At 42.5% G+C, this 18,594-nt stretch carries 20 protein-coding genes and 1 pseudogene; 16 read left to right on the forward strand and 5 right to left on the reverse strand.

The window, feature by feature from the left end; all coding sequences use genetic code 11:
• Nucleotides 1-60: 60 nt before the first annotated feature.
• On the reverse strand, nucleotides 61-261 hold the full coding sequence (locus tag RYK49_RS10885) for a 4-oxalocrotonate tautomerase (protein ID WP_223310287.1): 201 nt from the start codon (nucleotides 259-261) through the stop codon (nucleotides 61-63).
• A 105-nt stretch (nucleotides 262-366) separates the two neighbouring features.
• Here RYK49_RS10885 and RYK49_RS10890 point away from each other — a divergent pair, with 105 nt between their 5' ends.
• From RYK49_RS10890 to RYK49_RS10930, 9 genes are all read left to right on the forward strand, one after another.
• Nucleotides 367-939, forward strand: a complete 573-nt coding sequence (locus RYK49_RS10890; RefSeq protein WP_002906591.1) for a thymidine kinase — start codon at nucleotides 367-369, stop codon at nucleotides 937-939.
• Nucleotides 940-975: 36 nt separating this feature from the next.
• The gene (prfA, locus tag RYK49_RS10895) at nucleotides 976-2,055 is read left to right on the forward strand and encodes a peptide chain release factor 1 (protein WP_002895522.1); all 1,080 of its coding nucleotides are present in this window, start codon (nucleotides 976-978) and stop codon (nucleotides 2,053-2,055) included.
• Entirely contained in the window at nucleotides 2,055-2,885 is an 831-nt protein-coding gene (gene prmC / locus RYK49_RS10900; protein WP_314831609.1) for a peptide chain release factor N(5)-glutamine methyltransferase, read from the forward strand. Before prfA ends, prmC begins: the two co-directional genes overlap by 1 nt.
• Nucleotides 2,878-3,468 (forward strand): L-threonylcarbamoyladenylate synthase, encoded by a 591-nt coding sequence (locus RYK49_RS10905; protein ID WP_314831608.1) that lies wholly within the window; start codon nucleotides 2,878-2,880, stop codon nucleotides 3,466-3,468. The genes prmC and RYK49_RS10905 overlap by 8 nt, the downstream gene beginning before the upstream one ends.
• A 47-nt stretch (nucleotides 3,469-3,515) precedes the next feature.
• Nucleotides 3,516-4,778, forward strand: coding sequence for a serine hydroxymethyltransferase (glyA, locus tag RYK49_RS10910; protein ID WP_314865691.1), 1,263 nt, complete (start codon nucleotides 3,516-3,518; stop codon nucleotides 4,776-4,778).
• A gap of 1 nt (nucleotide 4,779) precedes the next feature.
• Nucleotides 4,780-5,754: a nucleoid-associated protein gene (locus RYK49_RS10915; protein WP_314865693.1), complete on the forward strand. Its 975-nt coding sequence runs from the start codon at nucleotides 4,780-4,782 to the stop codon at nucleotides 5,752-5,754.
• Complete coding sequence (locus RYK49_RS10920) at nucleotides 5,754-6,356, forward strand: lysozyme family protein (RefSeq protein WP_314865695.1); 603 nt, start codon at nucleotides 5,754-5,756, stop codon at nucleotides 6,354-6,356. Before RYK49_RS10915 ends, RYK49_RS10920 begins: the two co-directional genes overlap by 1 nt.
• 114 nt (nucleotides 6,357-6,470) lie before the next feature.
• Complete coding sequence (locus RYK49_RS10925) at nucleotides 6,471-7,325, forward strand: alpha/beta hydrolase (protein WP_314831442.1); 855 nt, start codon at nucleotides 6,471-6,473, stop codon at nucleotides 7,323-7,325.
• Between the two features lie 275 nt (nucleotides 7,326-7,600).
• Nucleotides 7,601-8,581: a DUF1002 domain-containing protein gene (locus RYK49_RS10930; RefSeq protein ID WP_125331071.1), complete on the forward strand. Its 981-nt coding sequence runs from the start codon at nucleotides 7,601-7,603 to the stop codon at nucleotides 8,579-8,581.
• A gap of 87 nt (nucleotides 8,582-8,668) precedes the next feature.
• Here the strand turns inward: RYK49_RS10930 and guaA are convergent, their stop codons facing one another.
• Entirely contained in the window at nucleotides 8,669-10,231 is a 1,563-nt protein-coding gene (gene guaA / locus RYK49_RS10935; RefSeq protein ID WP_314831443.1) for a glutamine-hydrolyzing GMP synthase, read from the reverse strand.
• Nucleotides 10,232-10,554: 323 nt separating this feature from the next.
• On the opposite strand from guaA, the gene RYK49_RS10940 reads away from it, so the two are divergent.
• The 7 genes from RYK49_RS10940 to xerS all read left to right on the forward strand — a co-directional run bounded on the left by RYK49_RS10940 (nucleotide 10,555) and on the right by xerS (nucleotide 16,184).
• The gene (locus RYK49_RS10940; protein ID WP_314831444.1) at nucleotides 10,555-11,253 is read left to right on the forward strand and encodes a GntR family transcriptional regulator; all 699 of its coding nucleotides are present in this window, start codon (nucleotides 10,555-10,557) and stop codon (nucleotides 11,251-11,253) included.
• Between the two features lie 153 nt (nucleotides 11,254-11,406).
• Entirely contained in the window at nucleotides 11,407-11,739 is a 333-nt protein-coding gene (locus RYK49_RS10945; protein WP_032906723.1) for a putative DNA-binding protein, read from the forward strand.
• 2 nt (nucleotides 11,740-11,741) lie between these two features.
• Nucleotides 11,742-11,957 carry a 2-oxoglutarate:acceptor oxidoreductase gene (locus tag RYK49_RS10950; RefSeq protein WP_295505037.1) on the forward strand — a complete coding sequence of 72 codons (216 nt, stop codon included), beginning with the start codon at nucleotides 11,742-11,744 and terminating at the stop codon, nucleotides 11,955-11,957.
• Between the two features lie 28 nt (nucleotides 11,958-11,985).
• Nucleotides 11,986-13,560, forward strand: coding sequence for a signal recognition particle protein (gene ffh / locus RYK49_RS10955; protein WP_314831445.1), 1,575 nt, complete (start codon nucleotides 11,986-11,988; stop codon nucleotides 13,558-13,560).
• A 78-nt stretch (nucleotides 13,561-13,638) separates the two neighbouring features.
• A complete protein-coding gene (locus RYK49_RS10960; protein ID WP_314831446.1) occupies nucleotides 13,639-14,439 on the forward strand; it encodes an alpha/beta hydrolase in 801 nt (266 codons plus the stop codon).
• A 52-nt stretch (nucleotides 14,440-14,491) separates the two neighbouring features.
• Nucleotides 14,492-14,935 (forward strand): MepB family protein, encoded by a 444-nt coding sequence (locus tag RYK49_RS10965; protein WP_314865697.1) that lies wholly within the window; start codon nucleotides 14,492-14,494, stop codon nucleotides 14,933-14,935.
• Nucleotides 14,936-15,113: 178 nt separating this feature from the next.
• Nucleotides 15,114-16,184: a tyrosine recombinase XerS gene (gene xerS, locus RYK49_RS10970; RefSeq protein ID WP_314865703.1), complete on the forward strand. Its 1,071-nt coding sequence runs from the start codon at nucleotides 15,114-15,116 to the stop codon at nucleotides 16,182-16,184.
• Nucleotides 16,185-16,270: 86 nt separating this feature from the next.
• Here the strand turns inward: xerS and RYK49_RS10975 are convergent, their stop codons facing one another.
• The 3 genes and pseudogenes from RYK49_RS10975 to RYK49_RS10985 all read right to left on the reverse strand — a co-directional run.
• Nucleotides 16,271-16,909 carry a hypothetical protein gene (locus RYK49_RS10975; protein WP_314865699.1) on the reverse strand — a complete coding sequence of 213 codons (639 nt, stop codon included), beginning with the start codon at nucleotides 16,907-16,909 and terminating at the stop codon, nucleotides 16,271-16,273.
• A 160-nt stretch (nucleotides 16,910-17,069) separates the two neighbouring features.
• A complete protein-coding gene (locus RYK49_RS10980) occupies nucleotides 17,070-18,059 on the reverse strand; it encodes a lipoate--protein ligase (protein WP_314865701.1) in 990 nt (329 codons plus the stop codon).
• A 59-nt stretch (nucleotides 18,060-18,118) separates the two neighbouring features.
• A pseudogene (locus tag RYK49_RS10985) lies at nucleotides 18,119-18,594 on the reverse strand (dihydrolipoyl dehydrogenase); the annotation flags it as partial.

Genomic DNA, 18,594 nt, shown 5'->3' on the forward strand with positions numbered 1-18,594 from the left:
ATTGGGAATCTCTAGCTTTTTTGTAGCTGAGAACTATTTTGTCTCAGGTTCTTTTCTTTTTTATTTTTCTCGCATTTGACCTTGTGGGAAATAGGTTCCTTCTGGCATGTCGTTAATAATGACATGGACAGCAGACTGAGGTGCGCCTGTATTTCTGACAACAGCTTCAGTTACTTCCTTGGCAAGAGCTTTTTTCTGCTCTAGAGTGCGTCCCTCAAACAAATCAATTCTAACAAATGGCATATTTTCTGCCTCCTTTATTTCGTTATTATTATTTTATCACAAATGAGGTTTTAAAGAGTAGTGAATTATGGTAAAATAATGTGAAGTAAAAATGGAGATAGTGAATTAGCAAAGATTTAAAATATGGCTCAGTTATACTACAAATATGGTACGATGAATTCGGGCAAGACCATTGAAATTCTAAAAGTGGCCCACAATTATGAAGAACAAGGCAAGAGCGTCGTTATCATGACCTCGGCTGTTGACACTCGCGACGGCTTTGGTGTCGTTTCTAGTCGTATCGGCATGAAACGGAATGCCGTAGCTATTGAAGAACAGACGGATATTTTTGGCTATATTCAGCAGCTGCCTGAGAAGCCTTATTGTGTTTTAATTGATGAGGCTCAGTTCTTGAAACGCCATCATGTCTATGATTTGGCTAGAGTGGTGGATGAGCTGGATGTTCCGGTTATGGCTTTTGGTCTGAAAAACGATTTTCGCAATGAACTCTTTGAAGGCTCCAAGCACCTCTTGCTCTTGGCTGACAAGATTGAGGAGATTAAAACCATTTGCCAATATTGCTCTCGTAAGGCTACCATGGTTTTACGGACTGATAACGGAAAGCCGGTTTATGACGGAGAACAGATTAAAATTGGCGGCCACGAGACCTATATCTCAGTCTGCCGCAAGCACTATTTTAACCCCGATATTAAGTAATTCAATGATAGAAATAAAGGAGATGATGAAAAATCTATGAACATCTATGAACAGTTACAAGCGGTTGAAGATCGCTACGAAGAACTTGGTGAACTCCTAAGCGACCCAGATGTAGTCAGCGATACCAAGCGGTTTATGGAGCTTTCTAAGGAAGAAGCCAGCACCCGAGATACAGTGACGGCTTACCGCGAGTATAAAAAAGTTCTGCAAAACATCACAGACGCTGAAGAAATGATAAAAGACGCCTCTGGTGATGCCGACTTGGAAGAAATGGCCAAGCAGGAGCTCAAGGATGCCAAGGCTGAAAAAGAAGAATACGAGGAAAAACTAAAAATCCTTCTTTTACCGAAAGATCCAAACGATGATAAGAACATCATTTTGGAAATCCGCGGTGCTGCAGGAGGAGATGAGGCTCAGTTGTTCGCAGGAGACCTCTTGCAGATGTATCAAAAATATGCTGAAAGCCAAGGTTGGCGCTTTGAAGTCATGGAGGCATCTTATAATGGTGTAGGCGGGATCAAGGAAGTGGTCGCTATGGTCTCAGGTCAGTCGGTCTACTCAAAGCTTAAGTATGAATCTGGCGCTCACCGCGTACAGCGAGTTCCAGTAACCGAAAGCCAAGGTCGTGTTCATACTTCAACAGCAACTGTCTTGGTGATGCCTGAAATCGAAGAAGTAGAATACGACATTGATCCTAAAGATTTGCGGGTGGATATCTACCATGCTTCAGGTGCTGGCGGACAGAATGTCAATAAGGTTGCGACTGCTGTTCGAATCGTTCACTTGCCTACCAATATCAAGGTCGAAATGCAGGAAGAGCGGACCCAGCAGAAGAATAGAGATAAGGCTATGAAAATCATCCGAGCTCGTGTAGCAGACCACTTTGCTCAAATCGCTCAAGATGAGCAAGATGCAGAGCGCAAGTCTACAATTGGTACTGGTGATCGCTCAGAGCGGATTCGTACTTATAATTTCCCACAAAACCGGGTGACAGACCACCGTATTGGCTTGACCTTGCAAAAGCTGGACACGATTTTAGCTGGCAAACTGGACGAAGTCGTTGATGCTCTGGTTCTCTATGACCAAACGCAAAAACTAGAAGAGCTGAATAAATAATGACATTGGCTCAATATTTGGCGGAGCTAGAGCAGGAGCTGCTAGCAGCGGGAGAAGAAGCAGAAAGCCTGTCTTTCGTTTATAGGGCTCTTAATAAGCTCTCCTTTACCAACTTTGTTCTCAAACTTCGCGCAGAAGTCAGACAGGAAGACCATAAACAGCTAAAAGCAATTCAAGAGCAGCTGCTTGCTCATAAGCCTGCCCAGTATATCATTGGTAGCAGTGACTTTCACGGCCTGACTCTCAAGGTGGACGAGCGGGTTCTGATTCCAAGGCCTGAGACGGAAGAGCTGGTAGAGCTGATTTTGTCAGAAAACCCTGAAAGTTCTTTGTCTGTCTTGGATATTGGAACGGGTAGCGGAGCCATTGCTCTGACACTGGCAAACAGCCGTTCGGACTGGCAGATTACTGCTTCTGATCTCTCGGGCGATGCTCTTGCCTTGGCAGAAGAAAACGCTCAGTCCTGCGGACTTAACCTTACTTTTGTCCAATCTGATTGCTTGGATGCTATTAGTGGGAAATTTGACATTATCGTCTCTAACCCGCCCTATATTTCAGAAGCAGATAAACACGAAGTCGGACTTAATGTTCTGACTTCAGAGCCTCGCATGGCTCTCTTTGCAGATGAAGATGGCTATGCCGTCTATCGGAAAATAGCCGAGCAGGCAGGAGACTATCTGACAAAAAAAGGAAAAATCTATCTGGAAATTGGATACAAGCAAGGAGATGGCGTCAGGGAATTGCTGAAAAAATCCTTCCCTCAAAAACGAATCCGAGTCCTGAAAGATCAATTTGGCAAAGATAGAATGGTGGCGGTTGACAATGGATAAGATAGAAAAGACTCTGGCAGCAGGCGGAGCAGTTGTCCTGCCCACCGAAACTGTTTATGGCCTCTTTGCCCAGGCTTTGAATGAAGAGGCGGTTGAGCGAGTCTATGAATTAAAACGAAGACCCCGTGACAAGGCTCTTAATCTCAATGTGGCTAGCTTGGAAGAGATTTATGCTTTTTCTAAGAATCAGCCCAGTTATCTGAATCAACTCTATCAAACCTTTCTGCCTGGACCGCTGACTATTATCCTTCAAGCCAATGACCGAGTGCCAGCTTGGATAAACTCAGGTATGGAAAACGTGGGTTTTCGGATTCCTAAGCATCCAGTTACGCTGGACTTGATTCGGAAGTACGGTCCCTTGATTGGTCCATCCGCCAATCTTTCTGGAAAAGCTAGTGGAACTTCTTTCCAGCAGATTATGATGGATTTTCAAGAGGAGATCTCAGGTGTAGAAGATGATGCTGCTTTGACAGGCCAAGATTCAACTATTCTGGACTTGTCTGGAGAAAAAGCTCTTATTCTACGCCAGGGAGCGATTACTCGCGAGGATATTCTCGCCCAAGTAAATGATATAAAATTTTAACTTTTAGGACCTAAGGTCCTATTTTCGCAAAAGAAGGGAGACACCTTATGATTTTTGACCAAGAAGACTACAAAGCATTCGACCCAGAGATTTGGGAAGCAGTTGCTAAAGAAGAAGAACGTCAGCAGCATAATATTGAGCTGATCGCTTCAGAAAATGTCGTTTCTAAAGCTGTCATGGCTGCTCAAGGTTCTATTTTGACCAATAAATATGCTGAGGGCTACCCAGGTCGCCGTTACTATGGTGGGACAGATGTTGTGGATGTGATTGAGAGTCTGGCAATTGAACGAGCCAAGGAAATTTTTGGTGCCAAGTTTGCCAATGTGCAGCCTCACTCAGGCAGCCAGGCTAATTGTGCAGCTTATATGGCTTTGATTGAGCCAGGTGATACAGTTATGGGTATGGATTTGTCTGCGGGCGGTCACTTGACTCACGGTGCCTCAGTCAGTTTCTCTGGTCAAACCTACAATTTTGTATCCTATAGCGTTGATCCCGAAACAGAATTACTGGATTTTGATGCTATCCTCCAGCAAGCCGAAGAGGTTCAGCCTAAGCTAATTGTGGCGGGGGCTTCAGCCTATTCTCACATCATCGACTTTTCAAAATTCCGTGAAATCGCTGATGCAGTAGGTGCCAAGCTTATGGTAGATATGGCTCACATCGCTGGATTGGTTGCGGCAGGCCTCCATCCAAGCCCGGTACCTTATGCAGATATCACAACCACGACGACCCACAAGACCTTACGTGGTCCTCGCGGTGGCTTGATTTTGACAAATGATGAAGACCTAGCTAAGAAAATTAACTCAGCTATCTTCCCAGGCATTCAAGGCGGACCATTGGAGCATGTCATTGCAGCCAAAGCAGTTGCATTTAAAGAAGTACTGGATCCAGCTTTCAAGGTTTATACTCAGCAGATTTTGGATAATGCCCAAGCCATGGCCCAAGTCTTCCGTCAGCATGACAAGTTCCGTGTGATTTCTGACGGTACTGAAAATCACCTTTTCTTAGTTGATGTCACTAAGGTTGTAGAAAATGGGAAAGTAGCGCAAAATCTCTTGGATGAAGTCAATATTACCCTTAATAAAAACTCCATTCCTTACGAGACTTTGTCACCATTTAAGACTAGCGGAATTCGTATCGGTACAGCAGCTATTGCAGCTCGAGGCTTTGGTGTAACAGAAAGTATCAAGGTAGCCGAGCTTATTATCAAGGCTTTGGAAAATGCTGAAAATGAAGCGGTACTGAATCAGGTACGAGCGGAAGTTCGCGAATTGACGGACTCTTTTCCACTCTATGAGGGCTTGAACTAAGATGGATATTTACGTAAAAAAAGCGATTATTCATCAATTCAGCCCAGCTGATACCGAACTGTTGCTGGCGGATAAGTTTCTCAACATTACTCCCAAGATTGAAGAATACCTGCGCAAGAAGATCGAGCGGGTCTATTCTGACGATGCTAAAACAGGTGTTTTCGATCCTGAAAACGTCTTTTTAGCCCAGCTTTCAGACGACCTATTGGAAACATCAGTGACAGTTGCCAAGCTCTGGCAGGAGGAGTTTTCTGTCAGTGAAAACCACAAAACCAACGATCTGATTTTTGTCCAGTTTGACAAAGAAGGTGTGGAGCACTTTGCTTTTCTGCGGATTGCTCTGCGGGAAACTCTGACCCACTTGGGTGGTGAGGTGGACAATCCTATCAAGCTGACGCAGAACAATCTGCCTGGCTTTGGTACGGGTGCAGACGAGGCTTTGGTCATCAATCTCAAATCTCGCAAGTACCATCTGATTGAAAAGCGCATCAAGTATAACGGCGCCTTTCTCAATTATATGTCAGACAATCTCTTGCAGGTCAATCCGACAATCTCAGCCAAGAAATCAATCAAAGCGCTTGAGAAGACAGCTCAAAAAGTTGCCGAAAGTTTTAACAAAGACGATTTTCAGTTCCAGTCCAAGGTCAAATCCAGTATTTTCAAAAATTTGGAAGAAAATGACGAACTGTCGCCTGAGAAGTTGGCCGATGATCTTTTTGACAGCAATCTGACTGCCCGACTTACATTTATTGACCAAGTCAAGGAAGCTATTCCAGAGCCAGTCAAGTTTGATGAGATTGACAGCAGCCGCCAGAAGAAAAAGTTCGAAAATCAGAAACTCTCCCTTTCAAACGGAATTGAGCTCATCGTTCCCAATAATATCTATCAGGACGCGGAGTCTGTAGAATTTATCCAGAACGATAACGGGACCTATTCTATTTTGATTAAGAACATCGAGGATATCCAAAATAAATAATGTTTAAATTTCTAAGAAGACTGATTTTAGTCCTTTTCATGCTCTTTGCCGGCTACAAGATTTATCAGGTTCATCATGATGTCAAGCAGGTCATGAAGTATCAGACTTTGGTCAGAGAAGTGCTTGATGAGCAGGACACAGCGGCCAATGAAGAATTGGTACTGGCCATGATTTATACAGAGACCAAGGGAAAAGACACCGATGTCATGCAGTCCAGTGAAAGCGCAACTGGTCAGACCAATGCCATCACGGACAACAAAGAAAGTATTCGCCAGGGAGTTCAGACCTTGTCTGATAACCTAGAGTTAGCCAGCGAGAAAAAGGTGGATGTTTGGACAGCAGTACAAGCCTATAATTTTGGTCAAGCCTATATCGACTACGTCGCTAAAAACGGTGGTGAAAATACGCTGGAGCTGGCTAAGAAATATTCAAAAGATGTAGTAGCGCCAAGCTTAGGAAATGTAACTGGCAAGACCTACGGCTACTATAACCTGATTTCAATTTTCCACGGGCCAGAACTCTATATCAACGGCGGTAATTATTATTATTCCCGTCAGGTCAAGATGAACATGCACATCATGCGCCTCTTAAAATGGTTTTAGAAAGAAGTTTTCAAACTTCTTTCTTTTTTGATGGTGAAGTAATAATCCGGATATTTGTAACCACGATGGATACATGATATAATTTTGTACATCTATCATAAAAAGGAATGAAAAATGAACAAAAAAATTGGTTTTAAGCTCCTCATTCTGGTTTTGTTGACAATTGCCGGTCTAACAGCTTTTTACAACCATAAAGAAGCCACTAGCCTCAATACAAAACAATTTGTGCAGTCAACAACGCCGACCTTGTTTTTCCACGGTTTTGGATCCAGCTCTAATGCTGAAAATCATATGACAGAGGCAGCCAAAAAAGCTGGAGTTACTCAGACAATTATCACGGCAAATGTCAGTAAAAATGGGCAAGTAAGCTTATTAGGCGAGATACCGAAAGGTGCTATCAATCCCATTATTAAGGTAAACTATGAAGATAACCGCAATACTGACTACGCTCAAGACGGAAAATATGCAGCAGCTGTGATTCGCAAGCTACAAGAGACTTATGGCTTTGATAAGATGAATCTGGTAGGCCATTCGATGGGGAATATGTCCATCCTCTTTTATATGTTAGAGAACGGTCAGGATGAAAATCTTCCTCAGTTGCAAAAGCAGGTCAATATTGCCAACCATGTTAATGGTCTGGAAGGAAGGGACTTGCCTGAAGATTTGACAATTCTAGATGACCAAACCGGCCAGCCTAGTGCTATGAGCCAGACTTATCAAAAACTACTGGGATTACGAGAAGTTTACCCGCAAGAGCAAGTAGATGTTCTGAACATTTACGGTGATTTTAAAAACGAATCCGACGGTTCTGTCCTCAATATTTCTTCTCGCAGCCTCAAATATCTCCTAGTTGAAAATGCCAAATCCTACCAGGAAAAGAAAATCACTGGTCAGTTGGCTCAGCACAGCCAATTGCATGAGAATCCAGAAGTAGACGAATTACTAATTGACTTCCTTTGGAAAAAGTAGAAAAGAGCAGTTACTGGCTAGCAAATTCAGTGACTGTTTTTTCTTTGAACTTCTTTGAGAAATGTTGTAAAATGTATCTATTATCTCAAGCCCTAAATGGATGAGATAATAATAACTCCATCATTGCAGCAACTTACCTGAAGCGCTCTGAACATCAAAAGGAGAAGAAATCACAAGCTCAAGAAACAGAAATTCGGTGCACTCAGAAAGAAGTTTGCTCTATAAAAAAGCTATAGAATTTGGGAAACTATAGCGGGAGGAAAAGAGGAAAAAATATGAAATTCAAAAAAACTTTAATGACAGCAGGAGCCTTGCTGGCTACTCTGTTTACTGTATCGACCGCAGCTGCCGATTCAAATGTTCAGAAAGTCATTGATGAGACATACGTGCAGCCAGAGTATGTGCTGGGTTACTCCTTAGATGAGAGCCAAAAACAGCAGACCTTGCAGATGTTGGGCTACAATTCATCCAGTGACAGCAAGCCACTTAAGACCATGACACCGGAAGTCTACTCTAAAATCATGGATGTTGCCAATGACCCTAGCCTGCAGCTTTATTCTTCTGTAAAAATCCAGAAATTAGGCAGCAATAAGCCATTAGAGGTCAAAATTGTCACTCCGCAAAACATCACCAAGGTTACAGAAGATATGTATCGCAATGCGGCTGTTACTCTAGGGGTTCAGCACGCGCAGATTACCGTTGCTGCACCGATTCCGGTAACAGGTGAGAGCGCCTTGGCAGGGATTTACTACTCTCTGGAAGATAATGGCGCGACTATTCCTCAGGAAAATAAAAACCTAGCGCAGGAAGAACTGGCTGCCCTTTCTGGTATCAATGCTGAAAACACAGGTAAGGAAGGCTATGACGCAGACAAGCTCAACGTGGCTCTGGCTGATATCAAAGCGGCTATCGCCAACGCTAAGAAGAACAACAGCAATCTGACAGCAGATGATGTCCGTAAGATTGTCGAAGAAACCTTGAAAAACTACGGTCTGACTCAGTCAGTGACCAGTGACCAAATCAACCTCATCGTGAATTTCGCTGTCAATCTTTCAAACAGTGGAGTCATTACGGATTCTGACTTTACAAAGACGCTTAGCGATTTGAAAGACAGCATTGTTTCAAAGGCAGGGGATACCTTTAACAATATTAACCTCAACTTTGATGCAAACGGCCTCCTTCAAGAAGGCGGTAATTTCTTTTCTAATATCTGGAATGCCATTGTCAACTTCTTTAAAGGATTGTTTGGCGGTTAATTCCAAGACTATGTAAAACAAGGCTAGGACATTTTAGTCCTAGCCTTGTTTGTTTCTACAGTTATCATTTAAAATAAGATTTGTTTGTTACTCCCACTCTACAGTTGCAGGTGGTTTGCTAGTGATATCGTAGACGATGCGGTTGACATGGTCTACTTCGTTGACGATACGAACAGAGATTTTTTGCAGGACATCCCAAGGAATCTTGGCAAAGTCAGCTGTCATGCCATCGATAGAAGTGATAGCGCGAATCGCAATTGTGTAGTCGTAAGTCCGGCCGTCGCCCATGACACCAACAGATCGGACTCCAGTATTAACAGTAAAGTACTGCCAGATGTCGCGGTCAAGACCAGCTTTGGCGATTTCTTCGCGGAGAATAGCATCAGATTCGCGGACAGTTTCCAATTTTTCCTCAGTGATTTCTCCCATGACACGAATAGCAAGTCCTGGTCCTGGGAATGGCTGACGCCAGACAATTTCATCAGGCATACCAAGCTCTGTACCCAAAGCACGCACTTCGTCTTTGTAGAGCGTGTTCAGTGGCTCAATCAGCTCAAACTGCATGTCTTCCGGCAGACCACCAACATTATGGTGAGACTTGATAGTCTGAGCGGTGTCAGTTCCGGACTCGATAACGTCTGTATAGAGAGTCCCTTGAGCCAAGAATTTCACATCTTTCAGTTTGCTGGCTTCGTCGTCAAAGACATAGACAAACTCGTTTCCGATGATTTTACGTTTTTGCTCTGGATCTGAAACACCGGCTAGTTTATCAAGGAAACGCTTAGCTGCGTCTGCCTTGACGATATTCAAACCAAATTTGCCGCCAAGCATGTCCATGACCTGATCAGCTTCGCCTTTGCGCAAAAGACCATGATCCACAAAGATACAGATTAGTTGATCACCGATTGCTTTCTGCAAGAGAACACCGACAACAGAAGAGTCTACACCACCAGAAAGTCCCAACAGAACCTTCTTGTCACCAACGGTTTGGCGGATTTTTTGAATTTCCATGTCAATAAAGTTATCCATAGACCAGTCGCCTTTAGCTCCGCAAATAGTAAGAGCAAAGTTGCGCAGGATATCATAACCAAATTCTGAATGACGAACCTCAGGGTGGAACTGAATGCCGTAGATTTTCTTAGCTGGATTTTCAATAGCTGCAAAAGGACAGTCAGCAGAAGTACCAGTACGAACAAAGTCAGCAGGAATCTCAGTTACTGCATCTCCGTGGCTCATAAGAACTAACTGGCTTTCAGGCGTACCGTTGAAAAGGCTGGAATTAGCGGTATGTGACAGAGTTGACTGACCGTATTCACGATTTCCAGCATGACCAGCAGGAACAACCTTGCCGCCCAGCTTGTGAGTCAAAAGCTGCATACCGTAGCAAATCCCTAAAATCGGGATTCCCAGCTCAAAAATTTCCGGGTCAATATCAAAAGAGCCGTCTTCATATACAGAATTCGGACCGCCGGAAAGGATAATCCCGACAGGCTGGATAGCACGGACTTCGTCAGCGGTAATCTTGTGGCTCTTGAGCTCAGAAAAAACACCGATTTCACGAATGCGGCGTGAAATCAGCTGGTTGTACTGGCTGCCGTAATCAAGCACGATGATCTTTTCGACATCTTGCAATTCAGTTCTAGTTGTCATCTGTTCCCTTTCTTAAAAGAAGTAATCTTTTCCCCTCATTTTATCACAAAAAAGGAATTTTTCCAAGGTAATAAGGAGTAAGAGTGCTGAAAAAACGAATATGAGACTTTGGTTTGTTGTTATCGTTTGCTTAGACCGTCTTGCCATGGAAGCCAGTGCTATCTCGGATTAAAATCAAATAAACAAACTCTTAAAATATTGGTCTTTATTGACAAAATAAGTAAATTCGTGAGAAAAGAAGCCACTCTTCAATATTTAGTTTGACATTTGAAGTATTTGATACTAAAATAAAGGAAGGTACCAAATAAGAAAGAAGAGTCAACATGTTGCCCGCATATATCAAAATTCATGATCAGATTAAGAAAGATATCGACGATGCCGTTTGGGAGATTGGAGAGCGCCTGCCCAGTGAGCGAGATCTAGCCGAAACCTTTAAGGTCAGCCGTATGACCCTGCGTCAGGCCATCACGCTCTTGGTTGAGGAGGGAGTGCTGGAGCGTCGGGTCGGGAGTGGTACCTTCGTAGCCAGCACACGTGTTCAGGAGAAAATGCGCGGCACCACCAGCTTCTCGGAAATCATGAAAGCACAAGGCAAAATGCCGTCCAGTCAGCTCATTTCTTATCGACGCACTCTGCCGAGTGAGCAGGAAGTGGAAAAGCTAGGCATCCATAAGACAGAAAATGTCATTCGGATGGAGCGGGTTCGCTACGCTGATGATTTGCCGGTGGTCTACGAGGTGGCTTCAATTCCAGAGAAGTTCATTAAGAATTTCAAAAAAGAAGAGGTGACCAGTCATTTCTTCCAGACCTTGCAGGAACATGGCTATAAGATTGGCAAGTCCCAGCAGACTATTTATGCTCGACTGGCTAAGGAAAAAATCGCCAATTACCTCGATATTCCCCGCGGCCATGCCATCTTAGGACTGACTCAGATTTCTTACTTTGATGACGGAACAGCTTTTGAATATGTAAAAAGTCAGTATGTTGGCGATCGTTTTGAATTTTATTTGGAAAACAATTAATTATTGCAAAACTCTTGGTTATCACCAAGGGTTTTTAACTTGTCTTTTGCTCGGCAGAAAAAAGCTGATTGACATTTTGCAATCTCATATTTCGAGTGTATATTTCCCTTGTCAGACTAGAGTTTATCATGCTTTTCTGGTATAATGTTTCTTATGGAAATTGAAAAAACAAACCGAATGAATGCTCTCTTTGAGTTTTATGCGGCGCTTTTGACTGACAAGCAGATGAACTATATCGAGCTCTATTATGCGGACGACTACAGTCTGGCTGAGATTGCTGAGGAATTTGGTGTTAGCCGTCAGGCCGTTTATGATAATATCAAACGGACAGAGAAGATTCTGGAAGACTATGAGAAAAAGCTGCACATGTACTCGGACTATATCGTCAGAAGTCAGATATTTGACCAGATTACAGAGAAATACCCTGGCGACAGCTATCTGCAGGAGCAGATCGGGATTCTGTCTGGTATTGACAACCGAGAGTGACTATGGCTAAACAAGTTATCTACAAGGGAATGTCTTGCTGGTTGTTGGAGTCGGAAGAATCCTTACCTACTAGGGTACAACTTATCTCCTCTGACGATCTTTCTAAGGCAATGCAAGAAGGCTTCAGCTGCTGGGGCTACCCTAATGAGATTATGAAAGAAGTCTCTGCCGAGGAATTTGCTTGTTTAACACGTTTTGGAAAATTTCCACTGAATTGATTGAAATAGAAACTAGGAGAAATAAAAAATGGCATTTGAAAGTTTAACGGAACGTTTGCAGAACGTCTTTAAAAATCTGCGCAGAAAAGGTAAAATCTCAGAGAGTGATGTCCAAGAAGCGACCAAAGAGATTCGTCTGGCTCTTTTAGAAGCCGACGTTGCCCTGCCAGTTGTCAAAGACTTTATCAAGAAAGTTCGTGAGCGGGCTGTCGGTCATGAGGTTATCGACACCCTCAATCCAGCGCAACAGATTATCAAGATTGTCGACGAAGAGCTGACAACTATCCTCGGCTCTGATACAGCCGAGATTATCAAGTCACCAAAGATTCCGACTATTATCATGATGGTTGGTCTGCAAGGGGCTGGTAAGACCACCTTTGCTGGTAAGCTTGCTAATAAACTCAAGAAAGAAGAAAATGCTCGTCCGCTCATGATTGCGGCGGATATTTACCGTCCGGCGGCTATTGATCAGCTGAAAACACTGGGACAGCAAATTGATGTACCAGTTTTTGCCTTGGGTACGGAAGTTCCAGCTGTTGAGATTGTCCGTCAAGGTCTGGAGAAGGCGAAAGCTAACCACAATGATTATGTCTTGATTGATACGGCTGGTCGTCTTCAGATTGATGAAAAGCTCATGCAGGAGCTGTCAGATGTCAAAGCGCTGGCTAATCCGAATGAAATCCTCTTGGTTGTCGATGCCATGATTGGTCAGGAAGCGGCTAATGTTGCTCGCGAATTTAACAGTCAACTGGAAGTGACTGGGGTTATCCTGACTAAGATTGATGGTGATACCCGTGGCGGTGCAGCCTTGTCTGTCCGTCAGATTACTGGTAAGCCTATTAAATTTACTGGTACCGGTGAAAAAATTACTGATATCGAAACCTTCCACCCAGACCGCATGTCCAGCCGGATTTTGGGCATGGGGGACATGTTGACTCTGATCGAAAAAGCCTCTCAAGAATATGATGAGAAAAAATCGCTTGAAATGGCTGAAAAGATGCGGGAAAACACCTTTGATTTCAACGATTTTATTGATCAGCTGGATCAGGTACAAGGCATGGGACCTATGGAGGATTTGCTCAAGCTGATTCCAGGTATGGCCAATAATCCTGCTCTCAAGAATATCAAAGTAGATGAGAAAGAAATTGCTCGCAAGCGTGCCATCGTATCCTCTATGACACCAGCTGAGCGGGAAAATCCTGACTTGCTGAGTCCTAGCCGTCGCCGTCGGATTGCCAATGGTTCAGGTAACAGCTTCGTCGATGTCAATAAATTTATCAAAGACTTCAATCAAGCTAAGCAGATGATGCAGGGAGTTCTGTCAGGCGATATGAGCAGGATGATGAAGCAAATGGGTCTCAATCCAAACAATATGCCTAAGAACATGCCTGGTGGCGGAGGAATGCCCGACATGTCAGCTCTTGAAGGCATGATGGGCCAAGGCGGTATGCCAGATATGTCAGGCTTAGGAGGAGCCGGCATGCCGGATATGAGCCAAATGTTTGGCGGCGGCCTCAAAGGTAAGGCTGGAGAGTTTCTGATGCGCCGCAGCATGAATAAAATGGCCAAGCAAATGAAGAAAAACAAGAAGAAGCGGAAGTAATAACAAAAAAACAAGTCGCATAACTAAGTTTTATGTGGCTTGTTTTTGGAAATATCAGATTCAGATACGGAGACTAGAATGAAGCCTTTTTTGACTCAATTGATTCATCGACTTGCTAAAACCTTTCAAAAATTATTGAATAAGCTGCCTTCCCACCCTATTTCTCATCTACCTGCCAGCAAGGTCAAAATACATCCTATTATCATGATTCCAGGTAGTTCGGCGACAGAGAATCGTTTTAATCGAATGGTTAAAAAGCTCAACCGCAATCAACATCCACGTCATAGTCTGGTCCGTATTAAAGTCTGGAATGATGGACACCTGACTTACCGAGGGCATTTGAAGCGAAAGGATAGAAATCCCATTTTTGTAGTTGGCTTTCAAAATAATCGCGATGGTTATGAAAATATCAAGAAACAAGCGGCCATGTTCGATGCTGCCTTGACTATCTTGCGAGAGAAGTACTCTTTTAACAGGTTTAAAGCGCTTGGGCATTCTAACGGTGGTCTAATTTATACAGTATTCCTACAGCAATACCTAGCAAACCACTCTGAGCTAGAGATGGAAAAGCTCCTGACTATTGGCGGTCCTTATAATCTAAACAAGAAAAATCTCAAGCATCGAGTCCCAATGCTAGATGACTTTGTAGCCAACCAAGGAAAACTGCCTAAGAAGCTGCAGCATTTGTCAATTTTGGGAATCTTTTTCCGAGATAGTGACGGAATTGTTCATAAAAGCAGTGTAGAAGCTGGGAGCTTGATTTACAAAGAAAAGATTGCTTCACACAGAGAGGTCGTCATCGTAGGCAAGGATGCCCATCATTCTTCCTTACCACAAAATGAGCAGGTAGTTGATTTGATTAGGGAGTTTTTATTCTAGTAAATATTTTACATAATTTAATTTTAGTAAAATTTAGAAAGGCGATAAAACAATGAAAATGACAGACATTCTTTATAGGTATTTTGGTGACTTTGATCTGGTAAATGAAAAATGGAACGAAGACTATGAAAGCATTTTAATTAAGCCAAAGGATAATCAAGAATATAAAAGATGCCGTTTGGCAAAGAAAACACCCAAAAAAGAAGGCTACTTTACAGTCTTTTGGAAAAAAGACCAAGACAACAAGAATATTCCTTATACTGATAAAGACTTGGGTGATGAACTGGTTATTGTCGTTATAGACGACTGTCATTGCGGTTTATTTATAATTCCCAAAGAGGTAGCTATCAGTAAAAAAATTCTTTCTACAAAGGATTATAAAGGAAAGATGGCTATGCGTTTTTATCCGTCCTGGTGCACAAATTTAAATAAAACAGCTCAGGCAACACAAAAATGGCAACTGGATTATTTTCAAAAAATCGAATTAGAAGAATAAGTTTTTGGTGAAACAAGATAGAGTTTAGTTTCTCAATTCTGTCTTGTTTTTATTATCTGTTTTGTAGTAAAGTTAAATTGCTTACTTCCCTCTATCATCTTTCCGAAAAACTATAATTTTCTTGAAAAATATATCTAGATATGCTATACTACTCTTATAGAAAAAACGGAGAAATATGATGAGACGTGAACTGTTATTAGAAAGAATTGATAAACTCAAAGCCACTATGCCCTGGTACATTTTGGAATATTACCAGTCTAAGCTGGCGGTGCCTTATAGTTTTACAACCTTATACGAATACCTCAAAGAATATGATCGCTTTTTTAACTGGGTGCTTGAATCTGGTATAACGGATGCTTCGCATATTGCTGAGATCCCTCTATCGGTCTTGGAAAATATGACCAAGAAAGACATGGAAGCCTTCATTCTTTATCTGCGGGAACGTCCGCTTCTCAATGCTAATACAACTCAAAACGGTGTTTCCCAGACAACCATCAACCGGACTCTTTCAGCTTTGTCCAGTCTCTACAAATATTTGACGGAGGAAGTGGAAAACGAGCAGGGTGAGCCCTACTTCTATCGAAATGTGATGAAAAAGGTTGCTACTAAGAAGAAAAAGGAAACTCTGGCTGCTCGTGCAGAGAATATTAAGCAAAAGCTCTTTTTAGGGGATGAGACGGAAGAATTTCTCCAGTATATTGATACGGAGTACCCTAAGAAGCTCTCTAACCGCGCTCTGTCCTCCTTCAACAAAAACAAAGAACGAGATTTAGCCATCATTGCCTTGCTGCTAGCCTCTGGTGTTCGTCTGTCTGAAGCTGTTAATCTGGACCTAAAAGACATCAATCTCAAAATGATGGTTATTGAAGTAACTAGAAAAGGCGGGAAAAGGGATTCTGTCAATGTTGCTGCTTTTGCTAAGCCCTATTTAGAAGACTATCTGAGCATTCGAAGCAAACGATACAAGGCCGAAAAGACTGATACAGCCTTCTTTTTGACTGAATACCGTGGTATTCCTAATCGAATCGATGCTTCCAGTGTCGAAAAAATGGTGGCCAAGTATTCTGAGGACTTCAAGGTGCGAGTTACTCCTCACAAACTCCGCCACACGCTTGCTACACGTCTATACGATGCAACTAAATCTCAAGTTCTCGTCAGTCACCAGCTAGGTCATGCTAGCACTCAGGTAACTGACCTCTACACCCACATTGTCAATGATGAGCAAAAGAACGCTTTGGATAAATTATAATATTACATAATTAAAAATATGTAATTAACAGAATGACAATAATAACAAAAGAGCGAAAATCTAGTTTAGATGCTTCGCTCTTTCCTTTATAAAAACTCAATCCAATAATTTCGATGTGGTTCAACAATCAGCGGTTTGTCCCAGAAGTGCTTGAGATGCTCCAGATTTGCTGCTGTAACTGGACGATTTTTGGCATTGTACTTTTCGGCGCTCTCTCTAGTTAGGAAGCATTTGACCGCTTCGTAGGAGCCGTCTGCTGTTTCTCTATTCAGTCCTTCAAAGCTAACTTCATCGCCTGGCTGAGGATTATTTGTGAAGAGTTTTCCTATAAAGTAAACTGTCTTACTCTTCATCAGATCGTAAGCCTTGATATTCTCTATCCGGTTATTAGCTGCTGCAAACATGATGCAAAAGCTGTCAACAAGGTCCTTTAAGGGCATCAGGTCTTCCTTGGGAACGAAGATATCTACCATGTAGAGTCCGCCAATGACAAGATTTTGGAAAGAAGGTTGCTGAATAACATTATCTAATGCCATGCCAAGCGGCAATTTCACGGCTTGATAGCCTGATTTTTCAAATTCTTCTTTCTTTTTCTCATAATCTTCTTCAGATATGCTAACATAAAAGTTGTCTGGATTAGGAGAAGGTTTTTTCTTCAGAAAAGCTACAACTGTGCGGTCCAACTGCTCAAACAGACCAAGGCTTTCTAATGGGACTTTCTGCATCAAGATACCTCTTTCTCTGATTCCCTATCATTTTATCATATCTAGTAGATAAAGCCTAGAGAAAACTAGCTGGTTAAGGAAACGTAAGAATGTTGTTGATTTGAAATATTATACTTGAAAAACCAAACTCCGAAGAGCTTGGTTTCATTTATATCATCATTTAACCGACGATAGCTTCGGCAATCTCTTCTCTGCTGATTCCAGCAAAGTAACGGTTAATATCAATCGTTTCAAGAGCTTTCAGAACATCCTCTCGCTCGTATTTAACGCCGCGCAGCACATCTTCTACTGCTGCTACGTCCTCAATACCAAAGAAGTCTCCATAGATTTTAATATCCTGAATCTTGGATTCAACAACATTGGCAAAGATTTCTACCTTACCGCTGGTAAACTTGGTACCACGGCGCACATTGTATTCAGGCGATTTACCGTAGTTCCAGTCCCAAGTTCCAAACTTGCTATCTCTGATTTGCTTGATTTCTTCCAGTTCTTTCTCGGAAAAGACATATTCTGTCATTTCTGGATATTCTTTCTTCATGTAGTCCAGAAGCAGGTCACGGAATTCTTCGACAGTAATCTTTTCTGGCAATTCATCGACGATATTTGTCACGCGTGCACGAACAGATTTAACCCCTTTTGATTCGAACTTGTCTTTAGAAACCTTAAGCGCATTGGCCAAGACAGACAAATCAACATCAAAGAGCAGGCAGCCATGGTGCATGATACGGCCATTGATATAGGCCTGCGCATTGCCACAGAACTTCTTGCCATCAATCTCTAGGTCGTTACGGCCAGTGAATTCAGCCTTTACTCCAAGTTCTGCCAGAGTGTTGATAACTGGCGTAGAAAAACTCTTGAAGTCAAAGGCACGCTCTTCACTTTCCTTAGAGATAATGGTGTAGTTGAGGTTGTTTAAATCGTGATAAACAGCTCCACCACCACTGATACGGCGGACTACCTCAATGCCATTTTCGCGAACATAATCACGGTTGATTTCTTCGATAGTGTTCTGGTGACGACCAACAATGATAGAAGGTTTGTTAATCCAAAGAAGGAAGATTTGATCCTCATCTAGTAAGTGTTTAAAGGCATATTCTTCCAAGGCGATATTAAAAGCAGTGTCGTTTGAATGATTGATAATGTATTTCATGAGATACCTTCTTATACGATAGAGACTGGAATAACCTTCCAGTCTAATCTATCTTCGTTTTATTTTTTCTTAGGTGAATGGATGGCCATTCCTAGAACATCCGCAAATGCTTCGTACATCACTTCAGAGTAGGTTGGGTGTCCGTGGATAGTCTTCAGCATTTCTTCAACAGTAATTTCCATTTCTATAATGCTCGATGCTTCATTTATCAATTCTGCAGCTGCAGGACCGATGATATGAACACCAAGGATTTCCCCGTATTTCTTATCTGCGATGACTTTAACGAAACCTTGTGCTGCATCAGATGCAATGGCACGACCGTTAGCAGCAAAATTGAACTTACCAATGGCTACATCGTATTTCTCACGAGCTTGTTCTTCTGTGAGACCTACTGCTGCTACTTCAGGGAGAGTGTAGATGGCTGCAGGAGTCAAATTCAATTTGGCAACAGCATGATTTCCTTTAAGAGCATTTTCAGCAGCAACTTCACCCATACGGAAGGCTGCGTGAGCCAACATCTTAGTACCGTTGATGT

It is taken from the genome of uncultured Streptococcus sp. (assembly GCF_963525625.1).
Classification (GTDB): Bacteria; Bacillota; Bacilli; order Lactobacillales; family Streptococcaceae; genus Streptococcus.

Bases quoted from the DNA above. Each gene is read 5' to 3' on its own strand.
- RYK49_RS10890 (WP_002906591.1), top strand. From the start codon at position 367: ATGGCTCAGTTATACTACAAATATGGTACGATGAATTCGGGCAAGACC.
- prfA (WP_002895522.1), top strand. From the start codon at position 976: ATGAACATCTATGAACAGTTACAAGCGGTTGAAGATCGCTACGAAGAA.
- prmC (WP_314831609.1), top strand. From the start codon at position 2,055: ATGACATTGGCTCAATATTTGGCGGAGCTAGAGCAGGAGCTGCTAGCA.
- RYK49_RS10905 (WP_314831608.1), top strand. From the start codon at position 2,878: ATGGATAAGATAGAAAAGACTCTGGCAGCAGGCGGAGCAGTTGTCCTG.
- glyA (WP_314865691.1), top strand. From the start codon at position 3,516: ATGATTTTTGACCAAGAAGACTACAAAGCATTCGACCCAGAGATTTGG.
- RYK49_RS10915 (WP_314865693.1), top strand. From the start codon at position 4,780: ATGGATATTTACGTAAAAAAAGCGATTATTCATCAATTCAGCCCAGCT.
- RYK49_RS10920 (WP_314865695.1), top strand. From the start codon at position 5,754: ATGTTTAAATTTCTAAGAAGACTGATTTTAGTCCTTTTCATGCTCTTT.
- RYK49_RS10925 (WP_314831442.1), top strand. From the start codon at position 6,471: ATGAACAAAAAAATTGGTTTTAAGCTCCTCATTCTGGTTTTGTTGACA.
- RYK49_RS10930 (WP_125331071.1), top strand. From the start codon at position 7,601: ATGAAATTCAAAAAAACTTTAATGACAGCAGGAGCCTTGCTGGCTACT.
- guaA (WP_314831443.1), bottom strand. From the start codon at position 10,231: ATGACAACTAGAACTGAATTGCAAGATGTCGAAAAGATCATCGTGCTT.
- RYK49_RS10940 (WP_314831444.1), top strand. From the start codon at position 10,555: ATGTTGCCCGCATATATCAAAATTCATGATCAGATTAAGAAAGATATC.
- RYK49_RS10945 (WP_032906723.1), top strand. From the start codon at position 11,407: ATGGAAATTGAAAAAACAAACCGAATGAATGCTCTCTTTGAGTTTTAT.
- RYK49_RS10950 (WP_295505037.1), top strand. From the start codon at position 11,742: ATGGCTAAACAAGTTATCTACAAGGGAATGTCTTGCTGGTTGTTGGAG.
- ffh (WP_314831445.1), top strand. From the start codon at position 11,986: ATGGCATTTGAAAGTTTAACGGAACGTTTGCAGAACGTCTTTAAAAAT.
- RYK49_RS10960 (WP_314831446.1), top strand. From the start codon at position 13,639: ATGAAGCCTTTTTTGACTCAATTGATTCATCGACTTGCTAAAACCTTT.
- RYK49_RS10965 (WP_314865697.1), top strand. From the start codon at position 14,492: ATGAAAATGACAGACATTCTTTATAGGTATTTTGGTGACTTTGATCTG.
- xerS (WP_314865703.1), top strand. From the start codon at position 15,114: ATGAGACGTGAACTGTTATTAGAAAGAATTGATAAACTCAAAGCCACT.
- RYK49_RS10975 (WP_314865699.1), bottom strand. From the start codon at position 16,909: ATGCAGAAAGTCCCATTAGAAAGCCTTGGTCTGTTTGAGCAGTTGGAC.
- RYK49_RS10980 (WP_314865701.1), bottom strand. From the start codon at position 18,059: ATGAAATACATTATCAATCATTCAAACGACACTGCTTTTAATATCGCC.